The sequence below is a fragment of the Aeromicrobium sp. 636 genome, assembly GCF_024433585.1.
Classification (GTDB): Bacteria; Actinomycetota; Actinomycetes; order Propionibacteriales; family Nocardioidaceae; genus Aeromicrobium; species Aeromicrobium senzhongii.
Window position 1 is genome coordinate 877,919 of the sequence record NZ_WNJU01000001.1, and the last position, 20,479, is coordinate 898,397.

The 20,479-nt window shown below is 69.8% G+C and carries 15 protein-coding genes and 2 pseudogenes; 7 read left to right on the forward strand and 10 right to left on the reverse strand.

Annotated elements, in window-relative coordinates:
- Window positions 1-224: 224 nt before the first annotated feature.
- Complete coding sequence (locus GL325_RS04275) at window positions 225-833, forward strand: TetR/AcrR family transcriptional regulator (RefSeq protein ID WP_154595337.1); 609 nt, start codon at window positions 225-227, stop codon at window positions 831-833.
- Between the two features lie 40 nt (window positions 834-873).
- Here GL325_RS04275 and GL325_RS04280 read toward each other — a convergent pair whose 3' ends face one another.
- Genes GL325_RS04280 through GL325_RS04290 form a run of 3 tightly spaced genes read right to left on the reverse strand, consistent with a single transcriptional unit; the run spans window position 874 to window position 4,095 of the window.
- Window positions 874-2,670 carry an acyl-CoA dehydrogenase gene (locus GL325_RS04280; RefSeq protein ID WP_187768702.1) on the reverse strand — a complete coding sequence of 599 codons (1,797 nt, stop codon included), beginning with the start codon at window positions 2,668-2,670 and terminating at the stop codon, window positions 874-876.
- A gap of 54 nt (window positions 2,671-2,724) precedes the next feature.
- Window positions 2,725-3,426, reverse strand: coding sequence for a GTP pyrophosphokinase family protein (locus GL325_RS04285; protein WP_187768703.1), 702 nt, complete (start codon window positions 3,424-3,426; stop codon window positions 2,725-2,727).
- Window positions 3,427-3,468: 42 nt separating this feature from the next.
- Window positions 3,469-4,095, reverse strand: a complete 627-nt coding sequence (locus GL325_RS04290; RefSeq protein ID WP_187411826.1) for a TetR family transcriptional regulator — start codon at window positions 4,093-4,095, stop codon at window positions 3,469-3,471.
- 161 nt (window positions 4,096-4,256) lie between these two features.
- Here GL325_RS04290 and GL325_RS04295 point away from each other — a divergent pair, with 161 nt between their 5' ends.
- From GL325_RS04295 to GL325_RS16065, 3 genes and pseudogenes are all read left to right on the forward strand, one after another.
- Window positions 4,257-5,348, forward strand: a complete 1,092-nt coding sequence (locus tag GL325_RS04295; RefSeq protein WP_154595340.1) for a ferredoxin reductase — start codon at window positions 4,257-4,259, stop codon at window positions 5,346-5,348.
- A gap of 10 nt (window positions 5,349-5,358) precedes the next feature.
- Window positions 5,359-6,636 (forward strand): acyl-CoA desaturase, encoded by a 1,278-nt coding sequence (locus GL325_RS04300; protein ID WP_154595341.1) that lies wholly within the window; start codon window positions 5,359-5,361, stop codon window positions 6,634-6,636.
- A 291-nt stretch (window positions 6,637-6,927) separates the two neighbouring features.
- Window positions 6,928-7,512 (forward strand): annotated as a pseudogene (locus tag GL325_RS16065) (DUF6801 domain-containing protein); the annotation flags it as partial.
- Between the two features lie 83 nt (window positions 7,513-7,595).
- Here the strand turns inward: GL325_RS16065 and GL325_RS16070 are convergent.
- Window positions 7,596-8,066, reverse strand: a pseudogene (locus tag GL325_RS16070) (hypothetical protein); the annotation flags it as partial.
- Between the two features lie 377 nt (window positions 8,067-8,443).
- Here GL325_RS16070 and GL325_RS04310 point away from each other — a divergent pair.
- Window positions 8,444-8,992 carry a hypothetical protein gene (locus GL325_RS04310; RefSeq protein WP_187768705.1) on the forward strand — a complete coding sequence of 183 codons (549 nt, stop codon included), beginning with the start codon at window positions 8,444-8,446 and terminating at the stop codon, window positions 8,990-8,992.
- Between the two features lie 31 nt (window positions 8,993-9,023).
- On the opposite strand, the gene GL325_RS04315 is transcribed toward GL325_RS04310, so the two are convergent.
- The 3 genes from GL325_RS04315 to GL325_RS04325 are packed head-to-tail and all read right to left on the reverse strand — an operon-like array spanning window position 9,024 to window position 14,208.
- Window positions 9,024-9,923 carry a DUF3152 domain-containing protein gene (locus GL325_RS04315; protein ID WP_187768706.1) on the reverse strand — a complete coding sequence of 300 codons (900 nt, stop codon included), beginning with the start codon at window positions 9,921-9,923 and terminating at the stop codon, window positions 9,024-9,026.
- Between the two features lie 47 nt (window positions 9,924-9,970).
- Window positions 9,971-12,862, reverse strand: a complete 2,892-nt coding sequence (locus GL325_RS04320; RefSeq protein WP_255955552.1) for a bifunctional [glutamine synthetase] adenylyltransferase/[glutamine synthetase]-adenylyl-L-tyrosine phosphorylase — start codon at window positions 12,860-12,862, stop codon at window positions 9,971-9,973.
- A gap of 8 nt (window positions 12,863-12,870) precedes the next feature.
- Window positions 12,871-14,208 carry a glutamine synthetase family protein gene (locus GL325_RS04325; protein ID WP_154595345.1) on the reverse strand — a complete coding sequence of 446 codons (1,338 nt, stop codon included), beginning with the start codon at window positions 14,206-14,208 and terminating at the stop codon, window positions 12,871-12,873.
- A 170-nt stretch (window positions 14,209-14,378) separates the two neighbouring features.
- Here GL325_RS04325 and GL325_RS04330 point away from each other — a divergent pair, with 170 nt between their 5' ends.
- The gene (locus tag GL325_RS04330; RefSeq protein WP_187768708.1) at window positions 14,379-16,130 is read left to right on the forward strand and encodes an NAD+ synthase; all 1,752 of its coding nucleotides are present in this window, start codon (window positions 14,379-14,381) and stop codon (window positions 16,128-16,130) included.
- A gap of 68 nt (window positions 16,131-16,198) precedes the next feature.
- Here the strand turns inward: GL325_RS04330 and GL325_RS04335 are convergent, their stop codons facing one another.
- Window positions 16,199-17,839 carry a hypothetical protein gene (locus GL325_RS04335; RefSeq protein WP_187768709.1) on the reverse strand — a complete coding sequence of 547 codons (1,641 nt, stop codon included), beginning with the start codon at window positions 17,837-17,839 and terminating at the stop codon, window positions 16,199-16,201.
- A gap of 83 nt (window positions 17,840-17,922) precedes the next feature.
- Here GL325_RS04335 and panB point away from each other — a divergent pair, with 83 nt between their 5' ends.
- Window positions 17,923-18,774 (forward strand): 3-methyl-2-oxobutanoate hydroxymethyltransferase, encoded by an 852-nt coding sequence (gene panB / locus GL325_RS04340; protein ID WP_154595348.1) that lies wholly within the window; start codon window positions 17,923-17,925, stop codon window positions 18,772-18,774.
- A 7-nt stretch (window positions 18,775-18,781) separates the two neighbouring features.
- Here the strand turns inward: panB and GL325_RS04345 are convergent, their stop codons facing one another.
- Window positions 18,782-20,281, reverse strand: a complete 1,500-nt coding sequence (locus tag GL325_RS04345) for a hypothetical protein (RefSeq protein WP_187768710.1) — start codon at window positions 20,279-20,281, stop codon at window positions 18,782-18,784.
- Window positions 20,278-20,472: a hypothetical protein gene (locus GL325_RS04350; protein WP_187768711.1), complete on the reverse strand. Its 195-nt coding sequence runs from the start codon at window positions 20,470-20,472 to the stop codon at window positions 20,278-20,280. Before GL325_RS04350 ends, GL325_RS04345 begins: the two co-directional genes overlap by 4 nt.
- Window positions 20,473-20,479: the final 7 nt, after the last annotated feature.

Below are 20,479 nucleotides of genomic sequence, written 5' to 3' on the forward strand. Positions count from 1 at the left end.
TGGACGAACGCCAGACCGAGCGGGCGCGCGCCTCACGGGGCTGAGCTGCCACCACTCTTTGGGAGGCCCAGAGGCCCCACTCGTGCGATCCTGAAAAGCAGAGTGATCAGGCGTATCACTCTGCAGGGAGGCTGTCGTTCCGCGTGACCAGTACCTCCAGCACGGATGAGCCACGCAGTGAGCCGTCGGCGACTTAGGCTCACCCCGAAGGAGGTGCAAGGACCATGGCGCGACTGCATGCCGAGGAGCGGCGCAAGCAACTTCTCGAGGCTGCCCGTGAGGAGTTCCTGCGGGTCGGACCCGGGAGCGCCCGGGTCAGCGACATCGCCGATCGCGCCGGAGTGAACGTCGCCCTGCTCTACCGCTACTTCGACTCCAAGGAGCAGCTGTTCGAGGAGGCGATCGTCGAGCCGCTCGACCAGTTGATGCGCACCCGACTGGTCAGCACGCCCGTTCCGGGCGTTCCCGACATGATCGATGCGTTCTACCGGGCGCTGCTGGGCGTCTTCACCGACTACCTCGAGGTCTTCCACGTGGTCCTGTTCAGCGACCGCGCCAACGGCCAGGACTTCTACCTGCGCCGCATCGCGCCGTACATGGACGCGATCGCCGCCCAGACCGCCGCTGCCGACACCGTGTGGTCGCAGACCCTGGACCCGAAGCTCACCACCCCGATGTGCGTCGGCATGTGCTGGGGCGTCGCGATGGACGCCCACTTCCGGGGCGTCGAGGTCGATGCCGACACCGCCGTCGCGGCGCTCACCGCGATCACGATCGGCGGCCTCAGCCTCGCCGCCGAGATCGATCCGTCGTCGCGCGGGACCGCTGGCTGAGCGACGCGCCGGTCGCGTCGGTCCCCCGGAACCGCAGCGCTCAGAGCACCGCGGGATCCAGATCCAGCACCGTGCGGTCCAGCGACGCGAGCAGGTCGAACTGCGGATCGACCTTCGGCAGCTCGAACGCGAAGAAGTACCGGCCGGCGGCCCGCTTGCCGTCGTAGAAGGCGTCCGTGCGGTCACCGACCGCGAGCAGCTGCTCGAGCCAGATCCACGCCATCACGACATGGCCGGCCGCCTCCAGGTAGACCGCCGAGTTCGCCAGCGCGACGGCCGGGTCACCCCCGGCCCACAGCGCGCCGGTCACCTCGACGAGCCGGTCCACCCGCGCGTCCAGCTGCGCCGCGTACGCCGCCACCGTCTCGTCGCCCTCGGCAGCACGGGCCGTCGTCGCCTTGATCGTCCCGACCAGCGTGCCCAGGGCCGCGCCACCGCCCGCGACGACCTTGCGGCCGAGGAGGTCCAGACTCTGGATGCCGTGGGTGCCCTCGTGGATGGGGTTCAGCCGGTTGTCGCGGTAGAACTGCTCGACCGCGTAGTCGCGGGTGTAGCCCGAGCCGCCGTGCACCTGGATCGCCAGGTCGTTCGCGGCGAGGCACCACTGCGAGGGCCAGGACTTGGCGATCGGCGTGAGCACCTCCAGCAGCTCGCGCGCCCGGTCGCGTGCGGCGTCGTCCGTCCCGCTGACCTGCTCGTCGATGAGTCGCGCGCAGTAGAGCAGCAGGCCGAGGCCGCCCTCGACGTACGACTTCTGGGCCAGCAGCATCCGTCGCACGTCGGCGTGCTCGACCAACGGCACCTGCGGCAGTGCCGGGTCCTTGGCGCCGGCCACGCGCCCCTGCGTGCGCTGCTTGGCGTACTCGAGCGAGTGGAGGTACCCGGTGTAGCCCAGCGCGACCGCGCCCATGCCGACCGAGATGCGCGCCTCGTTCATCATGTGGAACATCTGGGCCAGACCTTGGCCCTCCTCGCCGACGATGTCGCCGACCGCACCCGCCACGCCGCCCGGGGTCGCGAGGCCCTCGCCGAAGTTCAGCAGCGTGTTGGTGGTGCCGCGCCAACCCATCTTGTGGTTGAGGCCGACCAGGGCGACGTCGTTGCGCTCACCGAGCGACCCGTCCGCCTCGACCAGGTACTTGGGCACGATGAACAGCGAGATCCCCTTGACGCCCGGGGGCGCTCCCTCGACCTTCGCCAGGACCAGGTGCACGATGTTCTCGCTCAGCTCGTGGTCGCCGCCCGAGATCCACATCTTGGTCCCGAACAATCGATACGTGCCGTCGGGCTGGCGCACCGCGCGCGTGGTGATGTCGCCGAGCGACGACCCGGCCTGGGGCTCCGAGAGGGCCATCGTGCCGTACCAACGGCCCTCGATCACCGGGAGCGCATACCGCTCGACCTGCTCGGCGGAGCCATGGGCGACCAGCAAGTTGGCGTTGCCCGTGGACAGGAACGGGTACGACGCCGCAGCCGCGCTCGCCGCCTGCAGGAAGGCGAACGCACCCTGCCCGACGGTGAAGGGCAGCTGCATGCCGCCGACCTCGGCGTCGAACGTCGCGGCCGGCATCCCCGACCGCGCGTAGACGCGCAGCGCGTCGGCGAGCTCGGCCGGCAGGACGACCTTGCCGTCCTCGCCCACGAACGGCTCGTGCGTGTCCAGCAGCCGGTTGATGGGGGCGAACCGCTCGGTGGCGATGGCCTCGGCCAGGTCGATGACGGCGTCGAAGGTCTCGCGGGAGTGCTCGGAGTACCGCTCGCGCGTGGTCAGATCGACCGCGTCCAGCCACTCGAACAGCAGGAAGTCGACGTCTCGACGGGACAGCACCACGGACATGGGATTCTCCTGACTAAGCGCTTGCTTAGTCAGACTGTAACGGATCCCACATCACTACAGGGAGCCGATCTCCTCGCGCAGGCGTCCCATCTGCGAATCCAGATCAGCGGCGGTCGCGGCGACCTCGGCCAGTTTGGCGCTCAGCTCGCCGGGCACGTCGGTGCGGTACTTGTAGTAGATCTGGTGCTCGACGCTGGCCCAGAAGTCCATCGCGATCGTGCGGACCTGCACCTCGACCGGGACGTGCACCGTGCGGTCGGAGAGGAAGACCGGCACCTCGACGATCAGGTGCAGGCTCCGATAGCCGTTCGGCTTCGGCCGGGCGATGTAGTCCTTGGTCTCCAGGACCGTGATGTCGTGCTGCTGCGAGAGCATCTTGGCGAAGCGGTAGGTGTCCTCGACGAAGACGCACGACACCCGGATGCCGGCGATGTCGCGGATCCGCTCGCGGATCGTGGGCAGGTCGCGGGGACAGTCGATGCGGTCCACCTTGTCCACGAGGCTCTGGAGGGTCTTGAGACGCGACTTCACGTGCTCGATCGGGCTGTACTCGTGGGCCAGCTCGAACTCCTCGCGCAGGATCGAGATCTTCGTCTCGATCTCGTCGAGGGCGAACTTGTACTCCATCAGGAATCCCGAGATCTGCCGCTGCGCCTCGCGCAGGCGGTGCCGGAACTCCACCGGCCCGTGAGGGCTCCCCGCCAGCTGGCGAAGGACCCCGAGGTCAACTGAGTCGGACGCCCCGGAATTCGTCATGGTGTCCATTGTGTCCACCGGCCGGTGATCGCCCTGCGCGTGTCAGCTGCGCCAGTCCTCGAAGCCGAGCACGATGAGCCGCATCTGGCGCCGGGCACCCTCGCGGATGCGCTCCTCGAGGTCGGGACGCCCCTCGGGCATCTCGACGACCTCCTCGGCGTTCGCCACCATGTTGCGCACGAAGAGCCGCGACACCATCTGCACGTCGTCGGCGCTCCACGTCTCGATGTTGGGCAGCCGCGCCAGCACGACGGCCAGCTCGGAGACGAACAGGTCCAGCTCGTGGCCGATCGCGCGCCGCACGACCTCGGACCCACCGACGCGCTCGCGAGCCACGAACGCGAAGTCGGCCTTGTTCTGCTTGACCGCGTCGACCAGGATCTCGGCGGCCGCGTCGATGATCTGCAGGAAGACCTGGGGGTCGCGCGAGGCGTCGCGGATCATGGTGCGCAGCGTGCCGAAGCACCGCTCGACCAGGGCCAGGCCCAACTCGTCCATCGAGGCGAAGTGCCGGTAGAACGCCGCGGGGACGACCCCCGCACGCTTCGCGACCTGCCGCAGGCTGGTCTGGGCGAAACCCTGCTCGCTGCTGAGCTCGAGCGCAGCGTCCAGGAGAGCCGCACGGGTGCGCTCCTTCTGTTGCTGACGCGCACTGACGGCTTCGGACACGGTCCCAGCCTAGGGCGTACGGTCGGCCCTCGGTTCGGTGAACACGTGTTCCACGACACGGCCTGTCCTGTTGACCACAGGTTGCTTCACCTGACATTCTTGGGTGAACAGATGTTCACTGATTTCGCTCACGCGACGTCGCCCCACCCGACAGGAGCTCCATGGGACTGATCCGCAGGGCCCTGGCCTCCCCGGCCGTCGCCAAGGTGACGTCCCCGCACCACCCCGACGAGTACCTGACCCTCGTCCACCCCATGCTCACGGTCCAGGCCGTGCGGGGCCGCGTCGTGGAGGTCATCCGCGAGACCGGCGCCGCCAGCACCGTGGTGATGCGCCCCAACGGCGCCTGGACCGGATTCGTCCCGGGCCAGCACGTCGAATTCGGCGTCGAGGTCGACGGCACGCGCCGCGTGCGCGTGTTCAGCGTGTCGAGCTCCGCCGAGCGCAAGGACGGACTCTTCAGCGTCTCGGTCAAGGCCCATCCCGACGGTTACGTCTCGCAGTTCCTGCACGCCGGCCACCTCAAGCCCGGCACCGTCGTCTACCTGTCCCCCGCCTCCGGCGACTTCGTGCTCCCGAAGCAGGTGCCCGGCGACATGCTGCTGATCAGCGGCGGCTCGGGCATCACCCCGGTCATGAGCATGCTGCGCACGCTGGCCGACCGTGGCCACACCGGCCACGTCACCTTCTTGCACTATGCGCGCTCGCGCGAGGACGAGATGTTCTCCACCGAGCTGGACGCCCTGGGCGAGCTGCCCTTCGTCGACATGGTGCGCGTCTACACGCGCGACCCCGAGCCGGGTGCCGACCTCGTCGGCCGCATCACCCTCGACCACCTGCGCCACCTGGGCATCGACCCGCTGACCACGCCGACCTGGGTCTGCGGACCCGCCGGTCTCATCGCGACGGTCCGCGACCTGTACGAGGACCTCGGCGCCCAGGACCAGCTGACGGCCGAGTACTTCAAGGTCCCCTCGGTCGACCTGGATGCCGCGGACGCGACCGGCAGCGTCACGTTCGAGGCCAGCGGCGTCGCCGCCCCCAACTCCGGCACCACGATCCTCGAGCAGGCCGAGGCCGCCGGACTGTCCCCCACGTACGGCTGCCGCATGGGTGTGTGCAACACCTGCGCGGTCAAGAAGCTCCATGGCGCAGTGCGTCACGTCATCAGCGGTGAGGTCTGTGCCGACACCGACGAAACCATCAAGGTCTGCGTCAACGTCCCCGTGGGCGACGTCGCGGTCGATCTGTGAGGAGAAACAGATGCCCCTGTTGAAGCGCGCCAAGCACGCACCGATCGAGCGATTGAGCGCATCGGAGCACAACCAGGCTCCCGTGCCCCTGGTCGACACCTACGACCCGAATCGCAAGTCCACCATCGGGCTCGAGTACATGACGTACGAGGAGCTCGAGGAGTTCGGGCGCGAGCTCGACGCCGTGCGCCAGCGCGTCCTCGACGACCTGGGCCAGAAGGACGCCGACTACATCCGCCGCGTCATCCGCCTGCAGAAGTGGTTCGAGGTCCTGGGCCGCATCGGCATCTTCCTGCCGATCTTCCCGCCGGCCTTCATCGCCGGCGTCGTGTTCCTGTCGCTCTCGAAGATCATCGAGAACATGGAGATCGGGCACAACATCATGCACGGTCAGTACGACTGGATGAACGACCCGATGATCGATGGCAAGCGCTACGAGTGGGACAACGTGGCCCCCGCGCAGGACTGGAAGCACGGCCACAACTTCATCCACCACACGTACACGAACATCCACGGCATGGACCGCGACATCGGCTACGGCCTGCTGCGGATCGACCCCGACCAGCCCTGGTACCCGAACCACCGGTTCAACCTGCCGTTGTCGTTCATGCTGATGCTGTTCTTCGAGTGGGGCGTGATGTACCACGGCATCGAGCTCGACGAGTACCTCGGCGGCAAGATGAGCAAGGAGGAGTTCCAGGCTCGCAAGAAGCGCGCGTACGTCAAGGTCCGCCGCCAGCTGTTCAAGGACTACGTCGTCTACCCGGTCATCGCCTGCGCCGCGATCCCGTTCGTCGGCTGGTGGGCCCCGGTGGCCGTGCTCGGCGCCAACTTCGTCGCCAACCTGGTGCGCAACATCTGGACCTTCCTGGTCATCTTCTGCGGCCACTTCCCGGCCGGTGCCGAGACCTTCCAGGAGGAGGACGCCCAGAACGAGACCCGCGGCCAGTGGTACCTGCGCCAGCTGCTCGGCTCGGCCAACATCTCCGGCTCGAAGCCGTTCCACGTCTTGACGGGCAACCTCAGCCACCAGATCGAGCACCACCTGTTCCCCGACATCCCGGCCCGCCGCTACAGCGAGGTCAAGGTCGACGTGCAGCGTCTCGTCGAGAAGTACGGCCTGCGCTACAACGAAGGCCGGCTGTCCAAGCAGCTCGCGAGCGTCGTGCGTCAGCTGGCGATCTACTCCAAGAAGCCGTCCGACCCGTACAAGGTCGGTCGCTCGCCGGAGTCGAAAGCCCTGCGCCGGGCCAAGCGTGAGGCGATGAAGGCCCACCAGGCCGCCTGAGTCCCACGATCCGGGCCGTGTGCCCTGATCGACACAGCACCCGCGAAACGCACCGAGTCCCCCTGGGGATTCGGTGCGTTTCGGCGTGTACGCCGCCAGGCCCAGGGGGGCTCACGCAGGGCTGGTGACCGCTGTTTCCGGAGTGAACACTGACTTGTAACAGGCGGTTGCACTTTCGTAACCTGCGCCCTAAGTTGTGTGGTGTCTGTCACAGCCAACTCTCCCGAGAGCACCTCTCGCGCCCTCAGCGGAGTCGGCCCAACTCCCATAGAAGGACACCCTGTGAAGAAGATGACAACAACCGGAAGGGTCCTGGCGACAGGGGCAGTTGCAGCCCTCAGCGCAGGAACCCTCACTGTAATCGGAGCCGCGGGCGCCAATGCCGCGGACCTCGAAGAGAACTTTGACTACACGTGTGTGGTTCGGGCAGGCGGCCTGGGCCTCGGCACGCACGTCATCAACGTCCTGGCCGAGACGTCCGTTCCCGACGCCGTCTCGCCCGGCGAGGTGATTCCCCCGACCCCGGTGACCATCACCCTGACGCTGCCCGAGTTGCTGCGCAGCTCCACGGCAGGTCTCCTCGGTGGCACGTCGGCCTCGGGTGCGTCGACCGACTCCGCGGTCACCATCACCACCGCTGGTCAGACCCAGACCATCCCGATCCCGAACCTCGGCGCGCCTGACACGCCGATCCCGCAGGTGGTGGACGAGCCGTGGATCATCCCGGCGTCCGGCACCGTTCCGGCGATCACGACTCCGGACAACGCGGTCGACACGGTTGTCGTCGGCATGCCTGCCGCGTTCTCCATCACGGCCACCATCACCACCCCCGATGGTCCGGTCGACTCGACGCTGCGGTGCACCGGTCCTGCCGACCTGACCCTCGGCTCGATCGCCGTCACGACGCCGACCACCGAGCCGACCACGGATCCGACCACCGAGCCGACCACGGAGCCGACCACGGAGCCGACCACGGAGCCGACCACGGAGCCGACCACGGAGCCGACCACGGAGCCGACCACGGAGCCGACCACGGAGCCGACCACCGAGCCGACCACCGAGCCGACCACGGAGCCGACCACGGAGCCGACCACGGAGCCGACCACGGAGCCGACCACGGAGCCGACCACGGAGCCGACCACGGAGCCGACCACGGAGCCGACCACGGAGCCGACCACGGAGCCGACGACGCAGCCGACTGCTGAGCCGGTCAAGGTCTCGTTCAACCTGAAGGGCAACACCACGATCAAGGCCGGCAACGGCACCGCCCCGCTCACGGGCAAGATCGCGGCTGACTTCGATCTGGCCAGCGGCAAGTTCGTCGCCGACCTGACGCTGAACAAGACCACGGCCAAGCTGAAGGCCCTGGGCTTCCTGCCCGTCGACGCGGACCTCACCTTCAAGTCGGTCGGCAAGACCACAGGTGCCATCAACCTGGCCAACGGTCAGCTGACGGCCAACTCGAAGGTCGACATCTTCATCCCGACGGTCAAGTCGTTCGGTCTGAAGATCGGTGGCGGCGCGCAGTGCAAGACGTCGTCGCCGTCCAACATCCCGCTGACGTCGACCGGCCGCTTCGATCCCCTCAGGGGTGGCTCGGTGACCGGTACGTACTCGATCGCGAAGCTCCAGGGCTGCGGTCTGCTGACGCCGGTCCTGTCGGTCTTCGCGTCGGGCAGCGGCAACCAGATCAGCGCCACGCTCACTCCTTGAGCAGTCTGATCATCACCAACTGAATACCGGGGAGGGTCCCGCCGCTGTTGCGGCGGGGCCCTTCCTCAGTTCCGAACACACCGAAAGGCACACCATGAACAGGACGACCCGGGCCACCTTGGCCCTGGCGGCACTCGGTCTGGCACTCAGTGGGTGCACGGGCAGCTCCGGCGAGGACCCGAAGCCCCAGGCCACGCCCCAGGAGAAGTGGGCCCAGTCGCTGTGCGAGGCGCTCGAGCCGACGACCGCCGCCGTCTCTCCCCCGGCCACCGACGGGGCCGCCACCCCGGCCGAGTCCAAGAAGGAGATCGTCAAGTTCCTGCGCACCCTGCGCGACCGTCTCGACTCCCAGGCCCAGGTTCTCGACGAGGCCGGCGCTCCCCCCGAGGTCGACGCGGCTGCCTACGAGAAGGCCAAGAAGTCGGTCGCCGACGGCTCCCAGACCTTGCAGGGTGTCATCAAGCGTCTGAAGAAGGCCGACCCGAAGAACGCCGACCAGATGCAGGCGACCCTGCTGCAGGTCGGCGAGTCCCTGGCCGAGTCCTCGAGCTACCAGGGCCCGTTGGCCGAGCTCAGCGCGAGCAACGCCGAGCTGAAGAAGGCGTTCGAGAGTGACAAGACCTGCAGCTCGATCATGAGCTGATCTCGTCCACGCGCGTGCGTGCCCCGGTGCCCTAGCGGTACCGGGGCACGTTCCGTTCGGATGGCTTCGGCCAGGGGTTGAACGTGCACCCGTTGCGGCCCTTGGACTGCTGCATCATGACCGGCGCCTTCTGCCCCTTGCCACCGCAGCGCGCGTGGCCCCAGCCCAACCAGTGACCGACCTCGTGATTGACGACCATGTGCCGGTACCCCAGTCGGGTCGTCCCCTTGGCCTTGTTCCACGCCGGCGACGCGTGCTTCCAGCGCTCCTGGTTGATGATGACGTGACGGCCGACCCGGCAACTCCACGTCGACGAGCATCCGCTGGAGTACGTCGGCACCTTCGATGCCTGGGCCAGCACGATGGTCATGGACCCGCCGGACGTGACCCGCTTGAACGCGATGCCGGCCGCCCTCCAGCCCCGGGGGTCGTCCAGGATCTGCTGGACCTGACGCCGGAAGGCCGGGACGCTCGTGGTCATCTTGCCGTTCGTCTTGACCGAGTACTTCACGGTCTTGCGCACGTCGCGCGCGTGCTTGACCGTCCTGCGCGGCGACCGCGGCGCGATGGTGGTGTATCCGGGACGGCTCACCGTCACCCGGACCGCGATCGTGTGCCCGACGTCGCGGACCCGGGGCTTGTAGGAGGCGCGAGTGGCGCCCTTGATCGCCTTGCCATTGCGCAGCCACTGGGTCCGGAACCGCAGGCCGCCAACCGAGTAGCGCCCCACGCTCCGCTGCAGCGTCCGGCCGAAGCGTGCCGTGCCCTTCACCCGGGGGCGCTCCGTCATCACGATGCGCTGGGGCGCGGGCGCCGCGGTCGGGACCACGGCCGGAGGTGGCGTGGTGGGGGCGGGCTCGGCGGAGGCGACCGCGGGAACCGCCGAGAGCAGACCCGCCGTCAGCAGGACGGGGAGCAACCGGGAGAGCATGTGCTCAGGCTAACCCCCGGCCGGCCGCTCCCCCTCGGCTCGAGCCGTCACTCGTAGAAGACGCGCTCGACGACCTGACGCGCACGCCGCGTGATGCGCATGTAGTCGTTCACCATCTCCTCGGTGTGGTCCTGTCCGATGCCCAGCAGATGGGCCAGGCCGGCCCGGTCGGTGGCCGTCTCGACCATCGACTCGGCCGGCTTGGCCCGCCACAGGACGACGCCGTTGCGGATCCGTGCGACGAGGCGCCACGACTCGATGAGCGCCTGCGCGTCCTCGGTCGACAACAGGCCGGCCTCGGCGGCGGCCTCCAGCGCGGCGAGGGTGCGGGTGGTGCGCAGCGCCGGCACGCGATGGGCGTGCTGCATCTGCAGCAGCTGGATCGTCCACTCGACATCGGCCAGTCCACCGCGCCCCAGTTTCAGGTGCGTGTTCGGATTGGCGCCTCGCGGCAGCCGCTCGGAGTCGACCCGCGCCTTGATCCGCCGGATCTCACGCTCCTGGGTGGTCGACAGGCCGTCCTCGGGATAGCGCAGCGGATCGATCAGGGCCGTGAAGCGCTCGCAGAGCTCCGGGTCGCCGACGGCCGCCTCGGCACGCAGCAGAGCCTGCGCCTCCCAGGTGTCGGACCACTTCGCGTAGTAGGCCGCGTAGGCGTCGAAGGTCCGCACGAGCGGGCCGTTCTTGCCCTCGGGCCGCAGTCCGGCGTCGATCTCGAGCGCGGGGTCGGCACCGGCCTCGCCGAGCATCTTGCGAATCAGCTGCGCAACCCACAGGGCGCACGCCTTGGCCTCGTCGACATCGGCGCCCGCGATCGGGTCGTGCACGAACATGACGTCGGCGTCGGAGCCGTAGCCCGCCTCGTGGCCGCCGAGACGCCCCATGAGGATGATCGCGTTGCGCGTCGGCACCGGCCGGTCGTGCTCGATGGACCACGCCAGCTGCGCCGTGCGCAACGTGGCGGCGATCGTGGCGGTGTTGATCGAGGTCAGTGCCTCGCCGACCTCGGTGATGTCCAGCCGGCCCAGCACGTCGGACATCGCCACGCGGCACAGCTCGCGGCGCCGGATGCGCCGGATCGCGCGCACCGCGCCCTCGGGGATCGGGTGTCGCCTGGCCGCCAGCGTCATCTCGGTGTCGAGACGTTCCAGCTCGCGCGGGACCAGGGCCTCGTCGTCACCGAGCAGCGCCACGGCGTCGGGCGCCCGGCGGATGAGGTCGGTGACGTAGGTGCTGGAGGACAGCATCTGGGCGAACTGCTGGGCACCGGTGCCCTCGTCGCGCAGCTTGCGCAGGTACCAGGGCGAGTCGCCGAGCTCCTCGGAGATCTGCCGGAAGGCCAGCAGCGCCGCGTCGGGCTGGGGCGACTCGGCGAACCAGCTGAGCATCGCCGGCAGCAGCGAGCGCTGGATCACCGCGCGGCGCGTGACTCCCGAGGACAGGGCACTGATGTGCGCCATGGCGCCGCGGGGATCGCTGAAGCCGAGGGCGGCGAGCCGGTCCTCGGCGGCCTGCGTGCTGAGCCGCAACCGATCCTCGGGCAGCGAGGCGACCGCCTCGAGCAACGGACGGTAGAAGATCTTCTCGTGCAGCCGGCTGACGATCCGCCGGTGCGCCTGCCACTCCTTGACGAGGTTCTCGGCCGGGTTCGTGGTGAATCCCATGCTGCGGCCGATGCGGCGCAGGTCGTCGGGGTCCTCGGGCACGAGGTGCGTGCGCCGCAGGCGGAAGAGCTGCAAGCGGTGTTCGAGTGCGCGCAGGAACTCGTACGACTCCTCCAGCGCCGAACCGTCGCGCCACCCGACGTATCCGCGCTCGGTCAGCGCGCTGAGCGCCTCCAGCGTGTTGGGGCTGCGGATCTGCTCGTCGACGCGACCGTGCACCAGCTGCAGCAGCTGGACCGCGAACTCGACGTCGCGCAGACCGCCGCTGCCGAGCTTGAGCTGACGGTCGCGGTGCGCCGCCGGGATGTTCTCGATGACGCGCCGGCGCATCCGTCGCACCTCGGGCACGAAGTTCTCGCGCTCGGCGGCCTTCCACACCAAGGGCTGCAACGCCGCGAGGTACTCGTCGGCCAGCTCGCGGTCGCCCGCGGCATACCGGGCCTTGAGCAGCGCCTGGAACTCCCAGGTGACCGCCCACCGGTCGTAGTAGGCGATGTGGCTGGCCAGGGTGCGTGACAACGGACCCTGCTTGCCCTCGGGCCGCAGGTTCGGGTCGACCTCCCAGATGGTGCCCTCGGCGGTGTGCTCACCGCAGATCTTGATGATCGCCGAGGCCAGGCGTGCCGCAACGGCCGTGGCGCGGTGGTCGTCGGCGCCCTCGGTCGGCTCGTGCACGAAGATCACATCCACGTCGCTGACGTAGTTCAGCTCGTGGCCGCCCGTCTTGCCCATCGCGATGACCGCGAGCCGCACCAGGTCGGCCTCGGGCTCGTTGGCCACCGCGATCCGCAGGGCCGCCTCGAGCGTGGCCACCGCCAGGTCCGACAGCTCGGCCGACGACTGCGCGAACGTCGTGTGCGCGTTCAGGTCGCGCGCGGCGATGGCCGCGAGCTCGCGGTGGTACCGCACCCGCAGCGTGTCCGGGTCCGTGGCGTCGGTGAGCCAGTCGCGGTACTCCGGCTCGGTCGCCGGGCGCTCGAGCAGGTTCTCGCCGACGAGGTCCATCACGTACTGGGGGTGGCGCCGCCAGAAGTCGCCGATGGCGCGACTCGTGCCGAGCACCACCATGACCCGCTGACGCAGCACGGGGTCGTCGTCCAGCGCCTCGATGACCCCGCGGCCGTCGTCGGTCTCGGCCAGCGCCACGAGGGACGCCAGCGCGGTGTCGGGATCGGCGACGGCAGAGATCTGGTCGACGAAGTCCACAGAGACCTCGCCCAACCGGGCCAGGTTGGCCCGGGCGGACTCCGGGTCGGCGAACCGCGATCGGGACACGGCGACGCCTAGAGGACCGGCATGAGACGGTCGATCTCGAACTGCGTCACCTGCGAGCGGTAGTCCTGCCACTCGGCTCGCTTGTTGCGCAGGAAGAAGTCGAACACGTGCTCACCGAGCGTCTCGGCGACCAGCTCGCTGGTCTCCATCGTCCGGATCGCCTCGTCGAGGTTGCGCGGCAGCGGCGAGATGCCCATCGCGCGTCGCTCGTTCTCGCTCAGCGACCACACGTCGTCCTCGGCCTCGGGCGGCAGCGGGTAGTCGTTCTCGATGCCCTTGAGGCCCGCGGCCAGGATCAGCGCGTACGCCAGGTACGGGTTGCACGCCGAGTCGGGGGCGCGCAGCTCGACGCGGGCCGACCCGGACTTGTGCGGCTTGTACATCGGGACCCGCACGAGGGCCGAGCGGTTGTTGTGGCCCCAGCAGACGTAGTTCGGCGCCTCGCCGCCCCACGCCAGACGCTTGTAGGAGTTGACCCACTGGTTCGTCACGGCCGTGATCTCGGGCGTGTGGTGCAAGATGCCGGCGATGAACGCGCGCCCGGTCTTGCTGAGCTGGTACTTGGCGCCGGCCTCGTAGAAGACGTTCTCGTCGCCCTCGAACAGCGAGACGTGCGTGTGCATGCCCGAGCCCGGGTGGTCGGTGAACGGCTTGGGCATGAACGACGCCCACTTGCCCTGACTCAGCGCGACCTCACGCACGATCGTGCGGAACGTCATGATGTTGTCGGCCATCGACAGGGCGTCGGCGTACCGCAGGTCGATCTCCTGCTGGCCGGGGCCGCCCTCGTGGTGGCTGAACTCGACCGAGATGCCCATCGCCTCGAGCATCGAGATGACCTCGCGGCGGAAGTCCTGGCTGGCGCCCTGGGCCGTGTGATCGAAGTAGCCGCTGTCGTCGACCGCGACCGGGCGCGTGCCGGGGTCGGGCTTGTTCTTGAAGACGAAGAACTCGATCTCGGGGTGCGTGTAGAAGGTGAAGCCCGCGTCCGACGCCTTGGCCAGCGCGCGCTTGAGCACGTACCGGGGGTCGGCGTACGAGGGGCTGCCGTCGGGCATCGCGATGTCGCAGAACATCCGCGCGGTCGCCGGGGTCTCGCCGCGCCACGGCAGGATCTGGAACGACGTCGGGTCGGGCTTGGCCAGCATGTCGGCCTCGTGCACCCGGGCGAAGCCCTCGATGGCCGAGCCGTCGAAGCCGATGCCCTCCTCGAACGCGCCCTCGAGCTCGGTCGGGGCGATGGCCACCGACTTCAACGATCCGAGCACGTCGGTGAACCACAGCCGGACGAAGCGGACGTCCCGCTCCTCGATCGCGCGTAGGACGAAGTCCTCCTGCTTACTCATGCGGTCAGTGTAGGGCCCGGTCCCGGTCGCTCGTGGGCGCGGTTTACCACGGTCCCGTGGTAAACCCGCGCCTCCCTAGGGAAGTTTCCCTGGGGAGGCGCCAACTTCCCATGGCACCGTGGTAAACCGTCACCCAGCCCGCCCCACGGGCACGTCCTACGCTGGGTGCCGTGCCTCAACTTCGTCTCGCCCTCGCCCAGGTCAACCCCGTCGTCGGAGACGTCGACGGCAACCTCGAGATCGTGCTGCAGCAGGCGCGTGAGGCGCACGCTGCCGGGGCGCACGTGCTCGTCACACCCGAGATGGCGCTGACCGGCTATCCGATCGAGGACCTCGCCTACCGTCGCTCCTTCATCGAGCGCTCGCAGGCCGCCGTCGCGTCCCTGAGCGAGCAGCTCGTCCAGGAGGGTCTGCAGGACCTCGTCGTGATCGTCGGGCACCTCGATCGCGCCCGGGACATCCCCGACCGCCTCGGCGTCCCGAAGAACGCACCGGTCAACGCCGCCTCGATCATCCACGACGGCGCGGTCGTCGCCCGCTACGACAAGCACCACCTGCCCAACTACGGCGTCTTCGACGAGTTCCGCCACTTCGTGTCCGGTGAGCGGCTGCAGATCGTCCAGGTGCACGGCGTCGACATCGCGATCGCGATCTGCGAGGACATCTGGCAGGAGGGCCCCTCCCGGGCCGCGAAGGCCGCCGAGGCCGGCCTGCTGGTCGTGCTGAACGGTTCCCCGTACGAGGCCGCCAAGGACGACGAGCGCCTCGAGCTGTGCGCCCGGCGCGCCGTCGAGGGCGAGTGCGCCCTGGCGTACGCCAACCTCGTCGGCGGACAGGACGAGCTGGTCTTCGACGGCGACTCGCTGGTCGTCGACACCCGTGGCGAGCTCGTCGCCCGCGCCGCGCAGTTCCAGACCGAGCTGCTGGTCGTGGACCTCGACCTGCCGGCCGCCACGGCAGCCATGCCGGAGCCGGGCACCCGCTTCGAAGGGCTGCTGGTCGAGCGCACGATCATCAGTCAGGAGCCGCTGCCGGCCTACGAGCCCGTCGCGCCCTCGGTGGCCGAGCGGTGGGACGACCTGGGCGAGCGCTGGCAGGCGATCGTCCTGGGCCTGCGCGACTACGTCGAGAAGAACGGCTTCCGCTCGGTCCTGTTCGGCATGTCCGGCGGCATCGACTCCACCCTCGTCGCGGCCCTCGCCTGCGACGCCCTGGGACCGGACCGCGTCTTCGGCGTCTCCAACCCCAGCGAGTGGTCCACCGAGCACTCGCGCTCCGACGCCGCCGACCAGGCCCAGCGCACCGGCCTGGACCTGCGCACGATCCCGATCGCCCCGATCTTCGACGCCTACCAGGACGCGCTGCACCTCGAGGGCATCGCCGAGGAGAACCTGCAGGCCCGCATCCGCGCCGTCATCTGGATGGGGCTGTCGAACGCCGAGAACCATCTGGTGCTGGCGTGCGGCAACAAGTCCGAGCTGGCAACCGGCTACTCGACGATCTACGGCGACGCGGTCGGTGGATACGCCCCGATCAAGGACGTGCCCAAGACGATCGTGTGGGAGCTGGCGAAGTGGCGCAACGCGTGGGCCGAGTCCCGGGGCGAGACGCCCCCGATCCCGCCGAACACGATCTCGAAGGAGCCGTCGGCCGAGCTGCGACCGGGCCAGCGCGACTCCGACAGCCTGCCGCCCTACCCCGTGCTGGACGGGATCCTCGACGCCTACGTCGAGCGCGACCTCAGCTCGGCCGAGGTCGTCGCCGAGGGATTCGACGCCGAGATCGTCGAGAAGGTCGTCACCCTGGTCGACCGGGCGGAGTACAAGCGTCGCCAGTACCCGCCGGGCCCGAAGATCAGCAAGCGCAACTTCGGCCGCGACCGGCGGGTGCCGATCACGAGCCGCTGGCGCGAGCAGCTCTGAGCCGGCGGGCGAGGCTCACTCGTCGCGGACCGACACCAGGACGCGGATCTCGCCGTCGCCCTCGTCGGTCAGCAGCGGGTAGGTGAACGTCTCGTCGGCCGGCTCCTGCGGATCGGCCCAGCCGGTGTCGCCCGCGCGCTCCTCGAATCGCACCACGACCCGCTGGCCGTCGATGTCGCGCGGCCGGCGGTGGTCGTCGTCGGCGGACTTGGGCCACCAGGACTCGTAGTAGACGTCACGTCCTTCGACGATGAGCTCGTGGGACACCGCCGGTCCGACGCTGCCCCAGGCCGTGAAGCCATGCCCTCGAGCTGGACCGGCAGGTCGGCGTACGGCCACTTCTGCAGGACGGGCACCAGCTCGTCGAGCACGAGCCGGGCCTGCTCGGTGTTGACCTCGTTGCCCGCCTCGACGAAGGTCCGGACCGAGGCCCAGCCGCTGGTGGCCCCCACCGCCGGCAGGACCAGCGCAGCCGCCGCGGCGAAGCGGCCCCACTGCTGCAGGCGCGCGGGCGTCTCGCCGCGCTCCTGCAGCGTCAGCCGGGCGCGGTGGAAGCCCCACAGCGCGACCGCGGCCGTGAAGAACACGGGCCCGGCCATCGTGAAGTCCAGGTAGACGATGCGCAGGTCGCCTCCGGTGCGCGTCCCGGCCCAGAAGCACGCGACGAGGGCGAAGAGCCCCACGACGACGGCGCTGGTCGCGGCGTCGACGTCCGGATCGATCCGGCGACGGAGACGGCGGTCGCGCCACCGCCACGCCACGGCCAGGACGGCGACCGCCAGCAGCACGAGGGCGGGCCAGGTGGCCTCGCCCGCGTCACGCCACCGGCGCGTCCACGGGAACATCATCTGGCTGAGGTGGACCCATGCCTGGCCCCGCGCCGTGTCCTCGGTCTTCTCGGCGGTGGTCAGCGCCAGGATCTCGCCGATGTTGTTGGGTGAGTAGGTCACCACCTCGATCATCGGACCCGCCCAGCACACGAGTGTCACCATCAGGGTCTTGCTGACAGCGCCCGGTGCGCTGCGGTAGCCGCGCCACCACCGCCGGAGGGTCAGCGCGAGCATCCACACGCCCAGCAGGCCCACGACCGGCGTGACGCCCAGGTGCGCCTGGCCCGTCCAACTGACGCACACCATGAACAACGGCCACAGCCCTCGGTGGCCCAACAGCATCCGCCAGGCGACCGCGAGGCTCGCCAGCAGGCCGAAGACGGTCGGCCACGGGTTCCACGGCAGCACCAGCACCGAGCCGAACAGTCCGTAGAGCGTGATCGTGGCACCGGCCATGACGAGCAGCCCGGGCCGGCCGGCGGCACGGTAGCCCGACCACAGCGTCACGCCGACGAACGCCGCCAGCACGAGGGCGCAGCCGAGCAGCAGGCCCCACACGTGCCACCCGGAGAGCAGGTAGGGCAGGCCGATCACGTAGAACTCCAGCGGCCCGGGGTGGTACGCGAACACGCCGTCGACCGTCTGGTCGCTGGTCGAGCGCATGCCGACCAGGGGCCAGTGTCCGGTCCACGCGTCGTGGGCCCGGATGGCGATCATCGCGTCGTCACCCTGGGGCAGCCAGCCCTCGCCGAGGCGCGAGACGAACCACCAGGCGACCGGCAGCAGCAGGACGGCGAAGACCGTCCAGAACCAGAGGTGTTCTCGTACGGCGAGGCGGCGGCCGATCCGGGTGCGGATCGAGGCGGGCGAGGTCGGCACGGGTTCCTTGCGCGGGACGGGGTCGAGGACCTCGGCAGTCTACGGGCCGTTCGCGACACGTGCCGGGGACTACTGTGATCGCCATGACTGAAGAGCCCGCACCCTACGGTTCCCGTCCGACGACCTCGCCCGACGTGCGCAAGGTCCGCACCCACCACCTCGCGAAGTGGAAGTCCGAGGGCCACAAGTGGGTGATGCTCACCAGCTACGACCAGTACACCGCGCAGATCTTCGACGAGGCCGGTGTCCCGGTCGTGTTCATCGGCGACTCCGCCGCCAACAACGTGTACGGCTACGAGTCGTCCCTGCCGATCACGGTGGACGAGATGCTCGCCCTCACGAAGGGCGTCACGCGCTCGGTCCGGCGCGCCTTGGTCGTCGCCGACCTGCCCTTCGGCTCCTACCAGCGCTCGCCCGAGCAGGCCTACGACACCGGCGTCCGGTTCATGAAGGAGGGTCTGGCGCACGCGGTCAAGCTCGAGGGCGGCGCCGAGATGGCCCCCCAGATCCGCAAGCTCACCGAGGGCGGCATCCCGGTGATGGCGCACATCGGCTTCACGCCCCAGTCCGAGCACAACCTCGGCGGCTACCGGGTCCAGGGTCGCGGCGACGCCCGCCAGAAGCTCATCGACGACGCCCTGGCCGTCCAGGACGCCGGAGCCTTCAGCGTCGTGATGGAGATGGTCCCGGCGCCTGTCGCCGCCGAGATCACCGCCACGCTGCACATCCCCACGATCGGCATCGGCGCCGGCGCGGACTGTGACGCCCAGGTGCTCGTGTGGCAGGACATGCTGGGCCTGCGGTCGGGCAAGGCGCCGCGCTTCGTCAAGCAGTACGCGGATCTGCGCGGCATCATCGCCGGCGCCGTCGACCAGTTCCAGAGCGAGGTCGCCGACGGGACGTTCCCCGGCCCCGAGCACGTCTTCGAGAGCTGAGCCGCCCTCACCGCGGCGGGGTCAGGACCAGGTCGACGTAACGGTCGCCGCCGGGCGCGGGGGCATCGGGCCGCTCGGGCAGCTCGACCCGCTCGACCACGGCCCCCTCCGGTGCCGGCTGGGGCCGATCCGCGTAGCTGTCGACGAGCAGCGTGCGGTGCGGGGCGTCCAGGTGGCGCGGGTGACGGAAGTCGTCCTCGCGCTGCCCGTCGACCCGGGGCTCGAAGTAGACCTCGCGCCCGTCGGCCAGGAGTGCGGCATAGACCGCTGGAGCGATGTCGGCCCAGGCGGTACTCCCGGTCGACCGGATCACGACCGGCCCGTCGATCCCCCGCGCCACCTGGCGGGCGCGCTCGACCACGACCGCCGCACGATCGGCGTCCGCGCCGATGAGCCGCTCGAACGGTCGAGGGACCAGCAGCAGACCGAGGGCCACCACGGCGACGAGGACGCCGGCGGCTGCGCGGGCGTGCCGGGACCGGCTCCACCAGCCCACGACGGGCCACGTCAGCAGGATCAGCACGGCCGGCAGCCCGATGGCGATGTAGCCGGCCCGTCCACCGCCGGCGCGGGTCGCCGACAGCAGCAGGACGGCCGTGACGATGGCGACCCAGGGGACGACGACCGACGGCCTCCCCGAGGCCACTCCCCCGCCATGCCGATGGAGCCACCACAACAGCGCGCCGGCCCCCGCCAGCACGACGACCGAGAGGACGGGCGCGCCGTCCCCGGCGCCGGCGACCCGCAGCAACAGCTCCAAGTTGTGCGGACGACGCGTCGCGACGTCCGCGAGCGGGGCGACCCAGCAGACGAGACCCAGGGCGGCGGTCAGGATGACGGTGCCTCGGCTCATCTGCAGCCGGCCGGCACGCCACAGCACGACCGAGGCGACGAGCGCGACCACCCCCAGCACGACCGACGCCGGCGCCAAGGCCAAGTGGGACTGCGCGGCCACGGACACCGTCACGATGAAGACCGGCCACCACCCGCCGCGGCCGACGAGGATCGCCCAGCCGGACGCGACGGCCGCCGTGAACGCGACCATGGCGACCCACGGGTTCCACGGGGTGACGAGGCCCGCGCCCACCACCGGGAGCGCGACCGCCTGTGCGACGGCGACCGCGATCGCCCCGCGCCGGCCGCCGGCGGCGTTCGCGGCGGCCAGTGCCAGCGCCAGCAGGGTCGCGATCAGGACGAACGACCCCACGACGAGGGCCCACGGCGCGTGACCGGTCAGGGCGTACAGCGGCGCCAGCAACTGGAACTGCAGCGGCCCCGGGTGGTGGGCGTGGACGCCTTCCACGGCCAGCCCGCTCGTGGAGGGCATACCGAGCAGTGGGGTGTGCGCCCCGAACACGTCGTGGACCCGCACGGCGGCCACCGCGGTGTCACCGTGCGGGACCCACCCACCTGCGACGAGCTGCACGGTCCACCACGCCAGCGGCAGCACCAGGAGGATCCAGGCGATCAGCCAGGGCCGGGACCGAAGGTCGTCGCGCAGCGTCACTCAGGCGAGCCCGGCTCGGGCACGTCGTCGTTCCACGTCGGGTCCTCGTCCCACGCCTTCGTCTTCTCGCGGGCGATCTCCAGCGCGCGCGACGCCTCGTCCTCGGTCTCGTACGGCCCCATGCGGTCGGCGGCCTTGCAACCGTGATCGCCTTCGACGGCATGGTGCTTCAAGCAGTAGTAGTAGGCCATGGGCACA